The sequence below is a fragment of the Caulobacter sp. FV2ps19 genome, assembly GCF_058681035.1.
Genome location: NZ_CM178729.1, coordinates 1,003,825 through 1,021,022 on the forward strand (window position 1 = coordinate 1,003,825; position 17,198 = coordinate 1,021,022).

13 protein-coding genes are annotated in these 17,198 nt (G+C 67.8%); 6 read left to right on the plus strand and 7 right to left on the minus strand.

The genetic code is table 11. The annotated features are described in order from the left end of the window. Positions 1-145: 145 nt before the first annotated feature. Complete coding sequence (gene mrdA, locus ACW18B_RS04775) at positions 146-2,086, minus strand: penicillin-binding protein 2 (RefSeq protein WP_492049986.1); 1,941 nt, start codon at positions 2,084-2,086, stop codon at positions 146-148. Positions 2,087-2,321: 235 nt separating this feature from the next. Then, on the minus strand, positions 2,322-3,980 hold the full coding sequence (ybaL, locus tag ACW18B_RS04780; protein WP_492049987.1) for a YbaL family putative K(+) efflux transporter: 1,659 nt from the start codon (positions 3,978-3,980) through the stop codon (positions 2,322-2,324). Positions 3,981-4,051: 71 nt separating this feature from the next. Between ybaL and ACW18B_RS04785 the strand changes: the two genes are divergently transcribed. From ACW18B_RS04785 to ACW18B_RS04810, 6 genes are all read left to right on the plus strand, one after another. Next, positions 4,052-4,300 carry a helix-turn-helix domain-containing protein gene (locus ACW18B_RS04785; protein WP_492049988.1) on the plus strand — a complete coding sequence of 83 codons (249 nt, stop codon included), beginning with the start codon at positions 4,052-4,054 and terminating at the stop codon, positions 4,298-4,300. Between the two features lie 18 nt (positions 4,301-4,318). Continuing rightward, positions 4,319-6,109, plus strand: coding sequence for a cation:proton antiporter domain-containing protein (locus ACW18B_RS04790; protein ID WP_492049989.1), 1,791 nt, complete (start codon positions 4,319-4,321; stop codon positions 6,107-6,109). A gap of 412 nt (positions 6,110-6,521) precedes the next feature. After that, positions 6,522-7,748, plus strand: coding sequence for an OmpA family protein (locus tag ACW18B_RS04795; protein WP_492049991.1), 1,227 nt, complete (start codon positions 6,522-6,524; stop codon positions 7,746-7,748). 462 nt (positions 7,749-8,210) lie between these two features. Beyond that, positions 8,211-10,091 (plus strand): ribonucleoside-diphosphate reductase subunit alpha, encoded by a 1,881-nt coding sequence (locus tag ACW18B_RS04800; RefSeq protein WP_492049993.1) that lies wholly within the window; start codon positions 8,211-8,213, stop codon positions 10,089-10,091. A gap of 179 nt (positions 10,092-10,270) precedes the next feature. After that, on the plus strand, positions 10,271-11,296 hold the full coding sequence (locus tag ACW18B_RS04805; protein WP_492049995.1) for a lipid A-modifier LpxR family protein: 1,026 nt from the start codon (positions 10,271-10,273) through the stop codon (positions 11,294-11,296). A 49-nt stretch (positions 11,297-11,345) separates the two neighbouring features. Next, positions 11,346-11,669, plus strand: coding sequence for a hypothetical protein (locus tag ACW18B_RS04810; protein ID WP_492049996.1), 324 nt, complete (start codon positions 11,346-11,348; stop codon positions 11,667-11,669). Between the two features lie 12 nt (positions 11,670-11,681). On the opposite strand, the gene ACW18B_RS04815 is transcribed toward ACW18B_RS04810, so the two are convergent. From ACW18B_RS04815 to ACW18B_RS04835, 5 genes are all read right to left on the minus strand, one after another. After that, on the minus strand, positions 11,682-12,917 hold the full coding sequence (locus ACW18B_RS04815; protein WP_492049998.1) for a patatin-like phospholipase family protein: 1,236 nt from the start codon (positions 12,915-12,917) through the stop codon (positions 11,682-11,684). Between the two features lie 7 nt (positions 12,918-12,924). Continuing rightward, entirely contained in the window at positions 12,925-13,584 is a 660-nt protein-coding gene (trhA, locus tag ACW18B_RS04820; RefSeq protein WP_492050000.1) for a PAQR family membrane homeostasis protein TrhA, read from the minus strand. A 70-nt stretch (positions 13,585-13,654) separates the two neighbouring features. Next, positions 13,655-14,425, minus strand: a complete 771-nt coding sequence (locus ACW18B_RS04825; RefSeq protein ID WP_492050002.1) for a sulfite exporter TauE/SafE family protein — start codon at positions 14,423-14,425, stop codon at positions 13,655-13,657. 201 nt (positions 14,426-14,626) lie between these two features. Further along, positions 14,627-15,673 carry an aspartate-semialdehyde dehydrogenase gene (locus ACW18B_RS04830; RefSeq protein ID WP_492050003.1) on the minus strand — a complete coding sequence of 349 codons (1,047 nt, stop codon included), beginning with the start codon at positions 15,671-15,673 and terminating at the stop codon, positions 14,627-14,629. Positions 15,674-16,404: 731 nt separating this feature from the next. Continuing rightward, a complete protein-coding gene (locus tag ACW18B_RS04835; RefSeq protein WP_492050005.1) occupies positions 16,405-17,079 on the minus strand; it encodes a glutathione S-transferase family protein in 675 nt (224 codons plus the stop codon). Positions 17,080-17,198: the final 119 nt, after the last annotated feature.

The window sequence follows — 17,198 nt, forward strand, 5'->3', positions numbered from 1 at the left end:
GATGGGCGGCGGGGATGTGGGCCAGGGCGATGAGGCAGGGTGCGATCCTGCGCATGGATGTCGCTCCTAGAGCCTGATTGTGGTCATTAAGCGATCCCTCCTCGCCCGGTCCAGAAGACGGCCGTGCTCCATAGCCGCCGCCGGTCTAGCCGAGCGGAAGCTCGGGCTCGCTGTCGAGGTCATCGGACGCGTCCGGCAGGGGCATCGGTCGCTCGATCCGTGCACGGATCTCCGGATCCTTCAGCAAGGCCACGCGCATCACCTCGCGGGCGCGCGGCGCCGCGGCGCTGGAGCCGAACTGGCCGCCATGCTCGATGATCACCGACAGGGCGTAGCGCGGGCTGTCATAGGGCGCGAAGGCGATGAACAGGTTGTGGTCCTTCAGCTTCCAGGGAATGCCCTGGTTGCTGCGCGAAGCGCCCTGGGCGTACTGGCGCACCTGGGCCGTGCCGGTCTTGCCGGCCATCAGCACGTCGCCCAGGCCCAGCTGGCTTTGTCTGAAGGCGCCGCCGGTCGGGTCATTGGCCACCGCCGCCATGCCGGCGCGGACGATCTCGAGGTGTTCATGGCTGAAGGGCAGGTCTGGCGCCGCGTCGCCACGCGGCAGGTCGACCCCGCCGACCGACTGCACCAGCCGGGGGTTCAGCGCCTTCTTGCCATTGGCCAGGCGGGCGCACATCACGGCCATCTGCAGGGCGCTGACATTGATATAGCCCTGGCCGATGCCGTACGGCACCGAGTCCCCGGGGTGCCAGACCGGGTCGCGCTTGAAGGTCTTCTTCTTCCACGCGCGTGACCCCACCAGGCCCTTGCGCTGGCCGGGCACCCCGATGTCGAAGATCTGGCCATAGCCGAAGGCGGTGGCGGCCGCCGCGATCGGGTCGGGACCGATCCGCAGGGCCATCTGGTAGAAATAGACGTCGCACGAGTTCTTGATCGCATCGTGCATGTTCTGCGAGCCGTGACCGCCCTTCTTGTGGCAGTGCCAGACCCGGCCGCCGAACGACCACCCGCCGGTGCACAGCACCCGCTCTTCGGGATTGATCCCCGCCTCCAGCGCCGCCATCGCCACGGTCGGCTTGAAGGTCGAGCCGGGCGGATAGGTGCCGGTCATCACCTTGTCGAGCAGGGGCTTGCGCTCATATTCGGCCAGGGCGCGGTATTCGGCGCCGGACAGGCCCCGCACGAAGCGATTGGCGTCGAAGCTGGGCGCGGACGCCATGCACAGCAGGTCGCCGGAACGGCAGTCGATCACCACGATCGCCCCGCTTTCCTCGCCCATGACCTCCAGCGCGCGGTTCTGGATGTCGGCGTCGAGGGTCAGGTGAACTTCCTTGCCGGGAAGGGTGGGAATGTCGCCTTCGGGATTGAGGCGCACCGTCCGCCCCTGGGCGTCGACCTCGACCTTGGCGCCGCCCGAACGGCCGCGCAGGTCGCGGTCGAACGACTTTTCGACGCCGAGCTTGCCGACCCGAAAGCCGGGATTGTGCAGCAGTTCCTGGTCGGGATCGTTCTTGGCCGCCGCCAGGTCGCGGTCGGAGACCTTGGCGACATAGCCGATCACGTGGGCGAAGGCGCCGCCGAAGGGATAGACCCGCACCTCGCCCATATCGGCCGTGACCCCGGGCAATTCGGGCGCGCGGATATTGACGCGGGAGAACTCCTCCCAGGTCATGTCTTCCATCACCGCGACCGGTGATTTCCGGGGCGCGCGGGCGATGTCCCTGAGCAGGCGTTCGCGGCGATCGGCGATCGGCACCAGCTTTTCAAGATCGGTCAGGGTCGCCTCGATATCGACGCCCTTGTCCTTGGTGATCATCAGCCGGAAGTTCGGCCGGTTGGAGGCCAGGGAAACGCCGTTGCGGTCGACGATCAGGCCGCGCGGCGGCGGCACCAGGCGGAAGTTGAACTGGTTGCCGGCCGAAAGCTTCTGATAGCGCTGGGCGTCGACCAGCTGCAGCTGGGCCAGCCGGGCGCCGAGGGCCAGCAGGCCGACGCCCGTCAGGCCGCCAACCAGAAAGGCGCGGCGGTGGAAGACGCCCTGCCGCTCATTGACCTCGGAGAAGAAGATCGACGGTTCGCTCATCGCGGCGCCGCGGCGTCACGCCGGCCCTGCTGATCGCTTGCAAGCCCTCGGAAAGATCGCGCACGCACAGCCTCAAAGGTGGCAAGAACCATGTCGCGGCATCACAAACTGAAGTTGATCTGCAATCTTGATCTACTTCCCAATCGGTCGCGTCAATGCGCCGCGCGGGAGCGAACGCAGGAAAATTGCAGGTCAGCGCGGCCCCGCCGGGGAGAGAGGAAATCTGTAGCGGCGGTCAATGCCCCGCGGGCCCCGCCGCCATGCGCGGCGCGCGGGCCAGCATGCCCTTGGCGATCTCGTCCTCGCCGATCAGGGCGTGGGTGGCGCCGGCCGCTTTCAGCAGGTCGACATCGGCGTCGGTATAGGCGCGGGCGATGATCTGGGCGTCGGGATTGGCGGCCCGCGCCTGTTCGATGATCCGCGAGGCCTCGAACGGGCTGGGCACGGCGACGAACAGGTGGGTGGCCCGGGCCAGGCCGGCCTTCAGCAGCACCTCGGCCCTGACCGCATTGCCGCCGACCGTCTCGAACCCGGCGGCCCTCAGTTCGGCGGCGCGCTCGGCGTCGTCCTCGATGACCACCAGCGGGGTGTGGTCCTTCAGGCCTTCGGCCACCCGCTTGCCGACCCGGCCATAGCCGACCAGCAGCGCGTGGGGCAGGGCGGCGGCGACCAGCGGCGGCTCGCCGGCGGCCTTGCGCTCCTTGTCGATCATCTTCGGCAGGATCCTGTCGAGGATCACGAACAGCAGCGGATTGACCAGGATCGACAGGATGGCGCCGGCCAGGATCAGGTCACGGCCTTCGGGCGGCAGCAGTTTCAGCGACACGCCCAGTCCGGCCAGGATGAACGAGAACTCGCCGATCTGGGCCAGGCTGGCCGAGATGGTCAGGGCGGTGCTCATCGGGCGGCGGAAGGCCAGCACGATGATCAGGGCGGCGATGGACTTGCCCACCACGATGATCACCAGGGTGGCCAGCACGGCCAGCGGCTCGCGCAGCAGCACGCTGGGATCAAACAGCATGCCGATCGACACGAAGAACAGCACCGCGAAGGCGTCGCGCAGCGGCAGGGTCTCATTGGCGGCCTGCTGGCTCAGCTCGCTCTCGGCCATGATCATGCCGGCGAAAAAGGCCCCCAGGGCGAACGACACGCCAAACAGCGCCGAGGATCCGAACGCCACGCCCAGGGCCATGGCCAGCACGCCCAGCCGGAACAGCTCGCGCGAGCCGGTGTGGGCGATGCGGTGCAGGATCCACGGGATCACCCGTCGTCCGACGATCAGCATCAGGGCGACGAAGGCGACCACCTTGCCCACGGTGATGGCGAAGGTTCCGGCCACGCCGCCGGGGCCGGGCGCGGCGGCCTCGCCGCCCAGCAGGCCCGAAAAGGCCGGCAGCAGCACCAGGGCCAGCACCATGGCCAGGTCCTCGACGATCAGCCAGCCCACGGCGATCTTGCCGCGTCCGGTCTCGATCAGTCGCCGCTCCTGCAGGGCGCGCAGCAGCACCACGGTGGAGGCCACGGACAGGGCCAGGCCAAAGACGATCCCCGCCCCGACGCTCCAGCCCAACAGCAGGGCCAGGCCGATGCCCATCCCCGTCGCCGCCGCGATTTGCACGACGGCGCCCGGGATGGCGATCTTGCGCACCGCCATCAGGTCCTTCAGCGAGAAGTGCAGCCCGACCCCGAACATCAGCAGGATCACGCCGATCTCGGCCAGTTGCGGCGCCAGTTCCTGGTCGGCCACATAGCCGGGGGTGAAGGGGCCCACCAGCACCCCGGCCAGCAGGTAGCCGACCAGGATCGGCAGCTTCAGCCGGTTGGCGATGGCGCCGAACACGAAGGCCAGTCCCAGGCCCGCGACGATGGTGACGATCAGCGAGGTATGGTGCAAAGGCTCTCCTTGACGATCAACGTTTTCGGGCGTACTCAACCAATATGGGTGACAAAGTTCGGACCCGCTAGATGCCCCACGCAAAAATTCTTCTGCCAGCCCAGTGCCGAGGCGCGCGAGGTCTGCTCAACTGGTCGCAGGGCGATCTGGCGGACCGGGCAGGTGTGTCGCGCAGCACGGTCAAGGATTTCGAGACCGAGCGTCACGCGCTGCACCATAGCACTGAACGCCTGCTGATGGAGGCCATCGAGGCCGGCGGGGTGACGCTGATCTTCGCCGACGCGGCGGGCCCGGGCGTAAGGCTGAAACAGGCGATCTGAACGGAAAGAGGACAAGGCGTGCCGCACGAGGTCTCCCCCGCGGACTACAAGGATCTGGTCCTGTTCCTGGCCACCGCGGGCGTCGTTGCGCCGATCTTCAAGCGCCTGAAGCTCAATCCCATTCTCGGCTTCCTGCTGGCGGGCGTGGTCCTGGGGCCGTTCGGCCTGGGCCGGTTCATTCCGCTGGCGCCGTGGCTGGACTATGTGACCGTCGACAATCCCGACGAGATCGCCCAACTGGCCGAGTTCGGCGTGGTCTTCCTGCTGTTCATGATCGGGCTGGAGCTGTCGTGGGAGCGGCTGCGGCTGATGCGCAAGCTGGTGTTCGGCCTGGGCGCGGCCCAGGTGATCGGCTGCTCCCTCGCCCTGGGCCTGGGGGCCATGGTCCTGGGTCAGCCGCCGGTCTCGGCCCTGGTGATCGGCGCGGCCCTGACCCTGTCCTCCACCGCCATCGCCGTACCGGTGCTGGCCGAGCGGCGGCGGCTGCATTCCGACGGCGGACGGGCGACCTTCTCGGTGCTGCTGTTCCAGGACCTGGCCGTGGCCCCGATCCTGATCACCCTGACCATCCTCGGGCGCGGCGACGGGACCTTCGGCCTCAAGGACCTGATGGCCCTTGGTCCGGCCGCCATCGGCCTGGGCGCGATCGTGCTGGTCGGCCGGCTGGCCCTGCGGCCGATGCTGAAATCCGTCGCCAAGGCCAAGAGCGAAGAGATGTTCATGGCCGCCTGCCTGCTGGTGATCATCGGCGCGGGCCTGGTCAGCGCCCTGTCGGGCCTGTCGATGGCCCTGGGCGCCTTCGTCGCCGGGGTGCTGCTGGCCGAGACCGAGTATCGCCACGAGGTCGAGGTCAAGATCGAGCCGTTCAAGGGCCTGCTGCTCAGCCTGTTCTTCGTGTCGCTGGGCATCCGGCTGGACCTGTCGCTGCTGGTCGCCGAGCCGTTCCTGATCCTGGGCGTGGCTCTGGGCCTGCTGGTGACCAAGGCGGCGCTGATCTTCGGCCTGGGCCTGGCCTCGCGTCTGGGCAGCAAGGCCTCGGCCGAGGCCGCCCTGGTGCTGGCGGCGGGGGGCGAGTTCGCCTTCGTTATTCTCGACAACGCCATGGGCGCCCATGTGGTGTCGCGCGAGATCGGCCGGGCCGTGCTGGTCTCGGCCACCCTGACCATGTTCCTGATCCCGGCCCTGGCCGCCCTGGGCGCGCGGCTGGGCCGCAAGACGGCCCTGCAGAAGGTTTCCGAGGCTCCGTCTGACACGCCGGACCGGGTCGGACCCGAGCCCCAGGGCCAGGTGCTGGTGGTCGGCTATGGCCGGGTGGGCCAGATGGTCGGCGATATGCTGGGGCGCCACGACCTGCCCTGGATCGCGATCGACCGCGACGCGCGCCTGGTCGAGCAGGGGCGGCGTGACGGCAGCCGCATCTTCTATGGCGACGCTTCACGCGCCGAACTGCTGGAGCGCTGCGGCCTGGCCACGGTGCGGGCCCTGGTGGTGACGATGGACGCCCCCGACGGCGTCGAGGCGGTGGTCGCCGCCGCCCGCGGGGCGCGGCCGGACCTCGCCATCGTGGCCCGGGCCCGCGACGCCCGCCACGCCGCGCGGCTGTACGAGCTGGGCGTCACCGACGCCGTGCCCGAGACCATTGAGGCCAGTCTGCAGCTTTCGGAAGCGGTGCTGGTCGATATCGGCGTACCGATGGGCCTGGTCATCGCCTCGATCCACGAGCGCCGCGACGAATATCGCAAGGTTCTCAACCGCCCCGACGCCCTGGGTGGCCGCCGCAAGCGGCTACGGGACGCGTCGCTGCGCTAGGCGGCAATTGGGGCGTCGCTGGCCCGGAGCCCTTCGGGCGGCCTTGGGCGCCGGACGCCCTCTCAGCCGCAGCCGCCGCCCGCGAGGTCGCTGCCGGACTTTCGCCTCCCGGGCGAACGGCCGATCCAAAATGGCGAGACTGCGACAAGGCGCCGCCTTTTCATGCACCAAGCCCTTGCGCAACGCGGATTCACGTGCGAACGAACCATACTGGCGCGCTCAGCAGCAATCTCGGCCGATGCGCTCGCAGGTTGACCGATTGGGAACGGTCGCGTTTTGCTTTCTGGACCGGGCGTCCAGATCGGCGAAACCTGACCAGTGTGGCTTTGCTGACACTTTCCTGTGACGTTCACCTTGGTATAACGATGCTCGGTCGTTTTCGGCCGGAGCAGGGCAATAGAGGGCTCTTGATATGAAATTCAAACTCCTGGCGGGAGTCGCTCTGGCTGCGGTTTGCGCCGCATCGGGCGCATCCGCTCAAGAGACCGGCTGGTACGGCGCGGTCGATCTTGGCTACCACTGGCCGACGAGCATGGGCACCGAGTCCGACGCCAACGCTCCGGACGGCGCGCACTATCACTATGAGTGGTCGGCGGACAAAGACTGGGCCGGCTTCGTCCGTCTCGGCTATCAGTTCACGCCGAACTGGCGCGCTGAACTCGAAGGCGGCTATCGCCCCGGCGATCTGACCTCGGTTCGCGGCAACGCCGTGCGCCAACAGCCCCGCGGTCTGTGCACCCCGGGCGTGACCCGCACCGCCGCCGCGCCGACCTGCGGCTCGCCGGACGGTTCGATCGATTCCTGGACCCTGATGGCGAACGTCCTGTACGATTTCGCTCCGGACGCCTGGATCAACCCCTTCATCGGCGCCGGCATCGGCATCAACCGTCTGGACGTCAAGGCCCTCGGCCAGTTCAGCGGCATTTCGTATCCGCCGGGCACGACCGCCGCTCAAATCGCGGCCACCCCCAAGATCCAGAACCTGACCGTCGATGACGACGATCTGGCGATCTCCTACCAAGCCATCGCCGGCGCCTCGATCAAGGCGACCGACAAGCTGAAGATCGACGTCACCTATCGCTATCTCGGCGCCGCCAACGAGCATTCGTGGCAGTCGAGCGGCTCGGGCAACCTGCAACCGGGCGCCTTCACCGGCGGCTACAAGGACCAGTCGGTGACTGTCGGCCTGCGTTATTCCTTCGCAGCCCCGCCGCCCCCGCCGCCCCCGCCGCCGCCCCCGCCGCCCCCCCCGCCCCCGCCGCCTCCGCCCCCGCCGCCTCCCCCGCCGCCTCCGCCGGCGTATGAGGCTCGCGAATTCATCGTCTACTTCCCGTTCGATCAGTCGATCCTGACGCCGGAAGCCCAGTCGGTGGTTTCGGAAGCCGCGAACTACGCCAACGCCGGCAAGGCGACGAAGCTGGTGGTCGTCGGTCACACCGACACCTCGGGTTCGCCCAAGTACAACGTCCGCCTGTCGGAACGTCGTGCGAAGGCCGTCGCTGACGCCCTGGTGGGTCAAGGCGTCGCCGCCGACGCCCTGGCTGTCGACTGGAAGGGCGAAAGCGTTCCTGCCGTCGCCACCGGCGATGGTGTGAAGGAACCGCTGAACCGCCGTTCCACGATCTCGATCAACTTCTAAGATCTAGATCCATCTGATCTGGGAAGGGCCTGGCGGCGACGCCGGGCCCTTTTCTTTTGGGGGTTGGTCTGGCCCCGGGCGCGCGAGAGAATCACGGCGCCCCTCCAGACGGCCCAGAGGGTGGGCCTGCCTGTTTTCTCGGCCGAAATGACGCCGATCGTGGCCGATGGCGCGTTTGCCTGTGAGCGAACAATGATGTCCGGGGACTGACCGCTCGACCTGGCTTGCGGCGTGCTGTCGCGGGTGGAAAAACTTCACACGGGCAACCCGTTGATCCTGCCCAGCAAGTTGGGAGCGTTCACAGCTTGTTAACGAAAAACTCGCGCCCGAGGCGCATCTCGCCGTTGACGAGTCGTTAGCCACTGTGGCCCCATATGTGGGCTGAGGGGGCTCCTCGGCCACAAGATGTAGCGGCTGGGCGGGGCGTTCCCTTTTCCGGAACACGCTGATTGATTATGGATTTTGCTCATGACCGGCAGTGAAGCGGCGAAGATGACTGCGCTCCCCAAGGGCCGCACCGAGGGCTTGCGAGTCGCCGAGCGCCCGAAATTGGCGCTGGTGCGCAAGGTTGAGGTCGATCGCTCGCGCGACGCCCTGCTGACCGATTTCGGCAAGACCACCCTGGAAGATCGCTATCTGCTGCCCGGCGAGTCCTATCAGGACATGTTCGCGCGCGTGTCGACGGCCTTCGCCGACGACGCCGACCACGCCCAGCGCGTTTATGACTATATGAGCCAGCTGTGGTTCATGCCCTCGACCCCGGTGCTCAGCAACGGCGGCGCCGAGCGCGGCCTGCCGATCTCCTGCTTCCTGAACTCGGTCTCCGACAGCCTGGACGGCATCCTGAGCGTCTGGAACGAGAATGTCTGGCTGGCGGCCAACGGCGGCGGCATCGGCACCTACTGGGGCGGCGTCCGCTCGATCGGCGAGAAGGTGAAGGGCCAGGGCCAGACCAGCGGCATCATCCCCTTCATCCGCGTGATGGACAGCCTGACCCTGGCCATCAGCCAGGGCTCGCTGCGTCGCGGTTCGGCGGCGGTCTATCTGGACATCCACCACCCCGAGATCGAAGAGTTCCTGGAAATCCGCAAGGCGTCGGGCGACTTCAACCGCAAGTCCCTGAACCTGCACCACGGCATTTCGATCAGCGACGAGTTCATGCACGCCGTTCGCGACGGCCAGAAGTTCGGCCTGCGCTCGCCCAAGACCAACGAAGTGCTGCGCGAAGTCGACGCCCGCGGCCTGTGGCAGAAGATCCTGGAACTGCGCCTGCAGACCGGCGAGCCCTATCTGATCTTCTCCGACACCGTGAACCGCGCCATGCCGCAGCACCAGCGCGAGCTGGGTCTGTCGGTGCGCCAGTCCAACCTGTGCAGCGAGATCATGCTGCACACCGGCATCGACCACCTGGGCAATGACCGCACGGCGGTCTGCTGCCTGTCGTCGGTGAACGCCGAGACCTTCATGGAATGGCGCGACCATCCGCTGTTCATCGAAGACATCATGCGCTTCCTCGACAACGTCCTGCAGGACTTCATCGATCGCGCTCCGGAGCCGGCCAAGGCCGCCGCCTACGCCGCCATGCGCGAGCGCTCGGTGGGTCTGGGCCTGATGGGCTTCCACAGCTTCCTGCAGAGCCAGAACGTGCCGTTCGAGAGCGCCCTGGCCAAGAGCTGGAACATGCGGATGTTCAAGCACCTGCGCCGCGAGGCCGACAAGGCCAGCATCACCATCGGTCAGGAAAAGGGCCCTTGCCCGGACGCCGCCGATCGGGGCTCGATGGAACGCTTCTCGCACAAGCTGGCCATCGCCCCGACCGCCTCGATCTCGATCATCTGCGGCGGCACCTCGGCGGGCATTGAGCCGATCCCGGCCAATATCTACACCCACAAGACCCTGTCGGGCTCGTTCGCGGTCAAGAACCCCTATCTGGAAAAGCTGCTCGAGGAGAAGGGCCACAACACCGACACGGTGTGGGGTTCGATTCTGGAAAACGAGGGCTCGGTCCAGCACCTGGACTTCCTGAGCCAGGACGACAAGGACGTCTACAAGACGGCCTTCGAGCTGGATCAGCGCTGGGTGGTCGAGCTGGCCGCCGACCGTACGCCGGAAATCTGCCAGAGCCAGTCGGTGAACATCTTCCTGCCCGGCGACGTCGACAAGTGGGACCTCCACATGCTGCACTGGCAGGCTTGGGAGCGCGGCGTAAAGTCGCTGTACTACCTGCGCTCCAAATCGGTTCAGCGGGCCGCCTATGCGGGCGCCGACGTCGCGCTGGAGTCGACCGGAGGCTTCGATGTCGCGATCAAGACCGACTATGAGGAATGCCTCGCCTGCCAATAGGCGGATCAGTGGGCGAAAAAATTGAACAAGGTTAAGCGGCGGCGGGGAGAAATCCCCGCCGCCGTTTGCATTTCGGGAACGTTTCGGGGCTCAACCTGTTGACCATGTGAATATCCGTCGCGGTGGACAGCCGCGAATTACGAGATAGGCTCATGATAATTGGGACGGGGAGATCCGCCGTGCGGGTCAATAGAACGAGGCATTCGGCGCTCTATCTGACGGCTATGGCCTTTGCCATGGCCATCGCACCGACATGCGTCGCTCATGCCGCCGTCAAGGGCGGCAAGGCCGTCGCCGCATCCAAATCTCCAAATGGGGTGGCCGCCGCGCCAGGCAAGGCCGCGCCGGTCAGTTTCAAGCTGAAGCCGTCAACATCGTCCGACGCGGCGATGAAGCTGAGCGTTTCGGATATCCGCCCCGCCGCGAACGCCGCCGGTTTCGCGCCGCGCCCGGTCGATGCGCCCGAGGCGCAGGTCGACGGGGAATTCGCCCTCTCGCCGGCCGCCGCGTTCGGCGACGCCCGCCTGCTGGACGCCGATCGCTATTATCAGAACCGCGGCGCGGTCAACTGGCGCTCGAACGCCTTCGTGGTCAGCGAAAAGGCCGGCTCCGTCGATTCGGTCAGGGTTTCGATGGCCAGTGTGTCGCGCATCGCGGCCATTGCGCCCCTGACCCTGGCGCGCGCGGACGTCGACGCCTTCGACGCCGAGGCTATCGACGTCACCCTGACGCGCGGCTGGCCTTCGGCGGTGAAGTTCGCGGCGGGCAAATATGCGCTGGACGTCACGCCGCATGCGGGCTTCGGCTTCGGCGGCGCGGGCGGATCCGCCGAGGCGGGAGCGACCGTGCGGCTGGGCAAGAATGTCGAGGATCGCGTCAGCGACTCCCTGGGCCTTCGCGACGGCGACGAGGCCTTTGGCCAGCGGGGCCGTTGGTACATCTTTGCCGCCGCCAGCGGCCGAGCCGTCGGGCTCAACATGCTGCGCGGCCAGGATGGCGACTGGAGCCGGGCCGGAATGACCTCCGACGTCAACAGCAAGCTGATCGGGGACTCCCAGGCCGGCGTCGCCTGGCGGCGTGGCCCCATGCAGGCCTCGCTGGGCTATATCCATCGTGAGATGAAGGCCAAGGACGTCATTATGGGCATGGCGACGCAGAAAGATTCGATGGTCGCCCTGTCGTTCAGTCTCAAACCGAACTGGTAGGCCTTACGGCGCTTGAGTTTCGCGCCGTGATCGTGCGATAGCGCCCGTCATGAGTGATAGCGAGCCCCCGCGCCGCAAGATTTTGAGCCTCAAGAGCGGCGTCGCCGCTCCCGGAGGCCCCAAGCCGCTTGAGCGTATCGCCAGGCCGGCGCGCCCCTTTATGGCCGAACCGCCGCCCCCCCCGCCGCCGCCCCCGGCGGTCGGCGACTGGAAGTGCAAGCCCTGCGGCACGCGGTTTGATCCGTCGCCCGATCTGGCCGACACGGACTCGGTTCGCTGCCCGTCGTGCAATGCGCGCCTGGGCCTGGCCAGCGACTTCCGCAGCGATCCGCCCAATCTGGAAAAGCTGCGCGCGCGTCATCTGAAGCGCTGAGGCCGAGCGGCCTCAGACCTGTGGCTCTTCCAGGTCCGGGCTGGCCGGTTGCAGCGTCGGCGGCCATTTGAAGAAATCGCGCCATCCGCCGGTATCCGGAGCGGGGTTGGTCCACAGCGCGTTGCGGCTGGTCAGCTCCACGGCGGCGTCGAAGATCTGCTGCATCGTCGCGGTGTCGAACCGCAGCATGTTAAACCCGTCGAAGCTGGGCGGGATCGAGGCGATGCTGAGCGGAAGATGATGCCGTGCGCAAAAGCCGGCCGCCAGGCTCAGGGCCTGGCGATAGGAGAAGCGCAGCATGGCTTCGAAGCCGCGGCCCATGATCGAGGCCACGCCGGGCGGGGTCGAGCGCGGCGGCGGATCCAGAACCGTATTGACGATCACATAGACCCGCCCGCGGCGCAGGCGCTGGCCCAGGCTGCGCCAGTGCAGCAGGGCGTCGGGCATCAGGAACAGCGGCGCGGCGACGCCGCCGTCCACATGCATCTCCTGATAGCGCTCGCCGCCGGCCTCGACGTCGAACAGCTTGGCCGGAAACAGGCCCGGCACCGAGGCCGAGGCCAGCATCACATCCCGGAACAGTTTCAGGGCGTCGGGGCCGCCGTGCGTGGCGATGGCGCCCATGTCCCAGATCGAGGCCTTCTGGCTGTCGAGATTGGTGGTGGCGACCAGCAGGCGACGGCCCAGGGCATGCTGGACGGCCACGGCCTGCAGCAGGTCGTCATTGATGAAGGGCGCGATCAGGGCTTCCAGGCCCTCGCCCTTGAACAGTCCGGTGCCTCGCCCGGCGGCGAAGGATTTCAGGCTCAGCAGCTCGGCGGCGTGGCCGCCGATATAGGCGTCGGCCAGCCGGTCGTCCCAGGTGTCGCCGACAAAGGCGAGCGGGGCGATCAGGGCTCCGGTGCTGACGCCGGTGACGATGGCGAAGTTGGGCCGCGCGCCCGCCTTGGTCAGTCCGACCAGGACGCCCGCCCCGAACGCGCCGCCGGCCGCGCCGCCGGACAGGGCCAGGATATTGAATTCGTCGCGGCCCAGCAGGGCGCGGGTGGGGGCCAGGCGGTCAGCGACCGCGTTCAGGGCCTGTCCGGCCTGATAGGCGGTCAGGCGCACGCCGGGAAAGCCCACGACCTCGGCCACCTCTTCGGCGGGCGGGGTCGCCAGGCGCTTGCCGCGCAGGGGATCGGTCGACAGCCACTCGCGGAACAGACCCTGCAGGGTGATCCGGCCGGTGTCAGGCAGGCCGTTCAATGGCGTCTCACCGCGCGCCGGCCAGGACCACGCCGACCAGGACGGCGGCGTAGTGCAGGCCCGCGCCGCCGATCACATGGCCGTGCCAGATGGCGCGGCGGAACTTCAGGCGCTGCATCAGATAAAAGACCGTGCCGGTGGAATAGACCAGCCCGCCGATGGCCAGCAGCAGCAGGGCCACCCACGACATGCCGTTGAACATCGGCTTGATGGCCACCAGCACCAGCCAGCCCAGGGCCAGGTACAGACCGACCCAGAACCGCTTGTCCAGACCGGGCAGGAACAGCTTGGCCAGGACGCCGACCGTGGCCACGGTCCACACCGCCGAGGTCATGCCGATCGCCCACCAGCCGGTCAGGTTCTGGGTGGTGAAGGGCGTGTAGGAGGCGGCGATCATCACGAAGATGCCGGCATGGTCAAAGCGCCGCAGCAGCGGCTGCCAGCGGGCCTTGGCGAAATTATAGGCCGTCGACAGCGACAGCATCAGGATCAGCCCGACCGTATAGACCGAGACCGCCGCGACCTGTCCCAGACTGCCCAGGCCAAAGGCCAGGCCCAGCAGGATCCCGCCGCCCAGCAGCGCGCAGGCCAGACCGGCCAGGTGCACGATGAGATCGGCGATCTTCGCGCCGGGGGTCGGATAATGGGTCGGGGTGATGTCGGTCATTGAATCAGTCTAACGGCGCCTTGTGACACATGAACAACGATCATCATGGCCACGAAAAGGCGCCGGGTCGTTAAGAAATCAAGCCTCGCGTCCCGTCAAAGATCAGCTTTGCGCCGACCGCGACCAAAAGGACATAGATCACCCGGTAAAAGCCCTCGGCGGGAACTTTTCGCACCAGCCAGACCCCGGCCCAGGTCGAGGCGATGGCCAGGGGCAGCAGCACGCCGGCCGTGGCCAGCACCTTGGGCGTGAACTGGCCCAGGGCCGCATAGGCCGGGACCTTCATCCAGTTGACGACGGCGAAGAAGATGGCGCTGGTGCCGATGAAGGTGTCGCGCGGCAGGCGGCGCGGCAGCACATAGATCTGGAACGGCGGGCCGCCGGCATGGGCGATCTGGCTGGTGAAGCCCGCCGCCATGCCGCACAGGGCGCCCAGCCACGGCCGGCCCGGCGTGCCCGCGATCTGCGCCGCCGCCTTGACGAGCCGCTCGGCCCACAGGCGCTGCACGGCGAACACCACGGCGATCAGCCCCACGGCCAGCTCCACCGCGCTGCCCGGGACGAAGGCGGCCAGGGCCCAGCCCAGCACGATGCCGACCGCCGCCGCCGGCAACATCAGCTTCAGCAGGCCCCCGTCCCAGCTTCTGCGGAACGCCCAGACGCTGACCACGTCCTGGACCAGCAGGATCGGCAGGATGATCGAGGCGGCGGTCACCGGCGACACGGCCAGGGCCATCATCGGCACCGCCACCACCCCGATCCCGGCGAACCCGCCCTTGGCCAGGCCCAGCAGGATCACGGCCGGGATGGCGACGGCGTAGAACAGCGGATCGGTCAGCATGGACAGGGGCTTAGCAGCTAGGGCTTTGCGAGGCCACGGGCCGCAACGACAGAGCCCTTCCCCCTTTGATGGGGGAAGGGTTGGGATGGGGGTGACAGCGCTTCAGGATGGGCGCGGCCAGCGAGACATCGTCCGACGGGGTCACCCCCAACCCCGCCCTTCCCCCATCAAAGGGGGAAGGGAGAGGACCGGAGCGACCGCCTAAGCCCCCAGCATCACCTCGGCGATCTGCACGGCGTTCAGGGCCGCGCCCTTGCGCAGGTTGTCGCCGGTGACGAACAGCGCCAGGCCGTGGGCCACGGTGGGATCGGGGCGCAGGCGGCCGACAAAGACCGGGTCCTGGCCCGTGGCGGCCAGCGGGTTGGGCACGTCGTCCAGCACCACGCCCGGCGCTGCGGCCAGCAGGGCCGTGGCCTGTTCCACCGAGATCGGCCGCTCGAACTCGGCGTTGATCGACAGCGAGTGACCGGTGAACACCGGCACGCGCACACAGGTGCTGGACACCGGCAGGCCCGGGATCTCGAGGATCTTGCGGGTCTCGTCGCGCAGCTTCAGCTCTTCCTCGGTATAGCCGTCCTCATCGAGCACATAGTTCAGCGGCACGACGTTGAAGGCCAGGGGAACCACCCACTTCTCGGGCGGCGGCAGGGCCACGGCGTCGCCGCTCAGGGCCAGGCCCGCCACGTCGCCGCCGAGACCGGCCGCCAGCTGCCTGGCCAGGACCTCGATACCGGCCACCCCGCCGCCGGACGCGGCCTGATAGGTGCTGACCGTCAGGCGCTTGAGGCCGGCGGCCTCGTGCAGGGGCTTCAGGGCCGGCATGGCGGCCATGGTGGTGCAGTTGGGATTGGCGACGATGCCCTTGGGGATGTGGTTGAGCGCGTGCGGATTGACCTCCGACACCACCAGCGGCACGTCCGGATCGCTGCGCCAGGCCGAGGAATTGTCGATGACGATGGCGCCGGCCGCGGCGGCCTTCGGCGCCAGGACGCGCGAGGTCTCGCCGCCGGCCGAGAAGAACACGATGTCCAGGCCGGAGAAGTCGGCGGTCCCGGCGTCCTCGACCACCACTTCAGTATCACCGAACGCCAGGCTCTGGCCGGCCGAGCGGGCCGAGGCGAACAGGCGCAGGCTGGCCAGCGGGAAGTTCCGCTCCGCCAGCAGCTGGCGCATCATGCCGCCCACTAGTCCGGTGGCGCCGACGACGCCGACATGGGGGGGATTGGATCTGGAAAACCTGAAGCTCACGGGAATAAGTCTCCTGAAGGGGCGGAGGCGCGGGGAGCTTTGGATCTCTGCAAGAGAAGAGCCGCCCCGCGCATCGGCGGGGCTGGCTGGGATGCTCGCTAGATCGCGCGCAGACCCGAAACCGCCCCACCGAAGCGGGTCGTTTTTGGGGTCATAATCGGGGTCGCAGCGATTTGCATCGGGGTGGTGAATAGCGGGAGGAGCGGTGGAGGTAAAGGGCGCTCTGGGGAATAATGATGCGGGGAGGGTGGCGCGCCGCGTGCGGAGGGGCATGAATGTGCCGCTGGGGGCTCCAATTCCCCGTCATCCCGCGCTTCATGCCCGGGACCCATCGATCCGTCGCACGGACGGCGCCAGAACGATCTCTCACGCGAAAGCTGAACCATGGGTCCCGCGCATGAAGCGCGGGATGACGGGTGCTTTTGAGGTTTCTTCTCCCCGGAGAAGGGAGCCCTCCCTAAATCTCACGGCGAGACGATCGCAGGGCTGGTCCGCTTTCAAATGACCGCCCGCGTCGGCGAGGCCGCGCCTTAGACCCTTGCTGGCGAGCCTGCTCTGGCGTCTGACCGTGTCAAGGACGACGCTCCGCGTCGCCGCGACGCGGCCGCCGGAGGCGGTCCTTGACACGGTCAGACGCCAGAGCTCCGATCCACCAAGGATTTAAGGCGTGGCCGCATCCGGGGCGGATGGGCTGTCCGACATGGATGGGTGGCGGACTTCGCCCCCGCCCCTCACGCCTGCTGCCCCAACCGCTCCCACCCGTCAAAAAACGGGAACCGCTGCGCCCAGAACGCGGCCAGCCTCGGATCGGCGTCCACGCGCCGCACCACCTCCGCCATCTTCGGCGCGACCTCGTAGAACCGCACGCGCCGGGGCCCCCAGCGGCTGACCACGGCGACATAGAGGTCCAGCACGCTCATCTGGTCGCCGAGCAAGTATCGGCCCGGCGAAAGCTGACTCTCCATCATCGCCCAGCAGTCGGCGATGCGGTCGGCGGTGGCGGCCTTGATGCGGGCCTGAACCTCGGGGTCGGGACCGCCCAGGCGCGAAGGATCATCGCGCACCCAGAACAGCGCATAGATCGCGGCCGGCACGAAGACCATCCAGCGCAGGAACTGGGCCCGCAGCGGCGACTCGAGGGCGGGGGCGAGGCCCGCTTCCGGATGGGTGTCGGCCAGCCAGATCAGCATGGCGGCGCTCTCGGTGATCGTCTCGCCGGCCGGGGTGACCAGGGCCGGGATCTGTTTCAGCGGGTTGACCACGGCCACCTTGGCCTGCTCGGACTCGCCTTCCCAGGTCGGCGCCTCTATGACCGCATAGGGCTGCCCCAGCAGGGTCAAAGTGGCCTCGACGGGCACGGAACCCGAGCCAAGCGCCCCATAGATGGTGTATGCTGCGTTAACCATTGATTAGCAATCTACCCACAACATGTTGTGTGCTGCGACCAACTGACCACTAGATGATCCGGTTGTCTGCGGTACGAAGAGAGCCTGTCTCGTCCGTTCGATTCGCGTCCGTCCGTCTC

Excerpts from the sequence above, each read along its gene's own strand:
- mrdA (WP_492049986.1), bottom strand. The coding sequence starts at position 2,086 with ATGAGCGAACCGTCGATCTTCTTCTCCGAGGTCAATGAGCGGCAGGGC.
- ACW18B_RS04785 (WP_492049988.1), top strand. The coding sequence starts at position 4,052 with ATGCCCCACGCAAAAATTCTTCTGCCAGCCCAGTGCCGAGGCGCGCGA.
- ACW18B_RS04795 (WP_492049991.1), top strand. The coding sequence starts at position 6,522 with ATGAAATTCAAACTCCTGGCGGGAGTCGCTCTGGCTGCGGTTTGCGCC.
- ACW18B_RS04810 (WP_492049996.1), top strand. The coding sequence starts at position 11,346 with ATGAGTGATAGCGAGCCCCCGCGCCGCAAGATTTTGAGCCTCAAGAGC.
- trhA (WP_492050000.1), bottom strand. The coding sequence starts at position 13,584 with ATGACCGACATCACCCCGACCCATTATCCGACCCCCGGCGCGAAGATC.
- ACW18B_RS04825 (WP_492050002.1), bottom strand. The coding sequence starts at position 14,425 with ATGCTGACCGATCCGCTGTTCTACGCCGTCGCCATCCCGGCCGTGATC.
- ACW18B_RS04835 (WP_492050005.1), bottom strand. The coding sequence starts at position 17,079 with ATGGTTAACGCAGCATACACCATCTATGGGGCGCTTGGCTCGGGTTCC.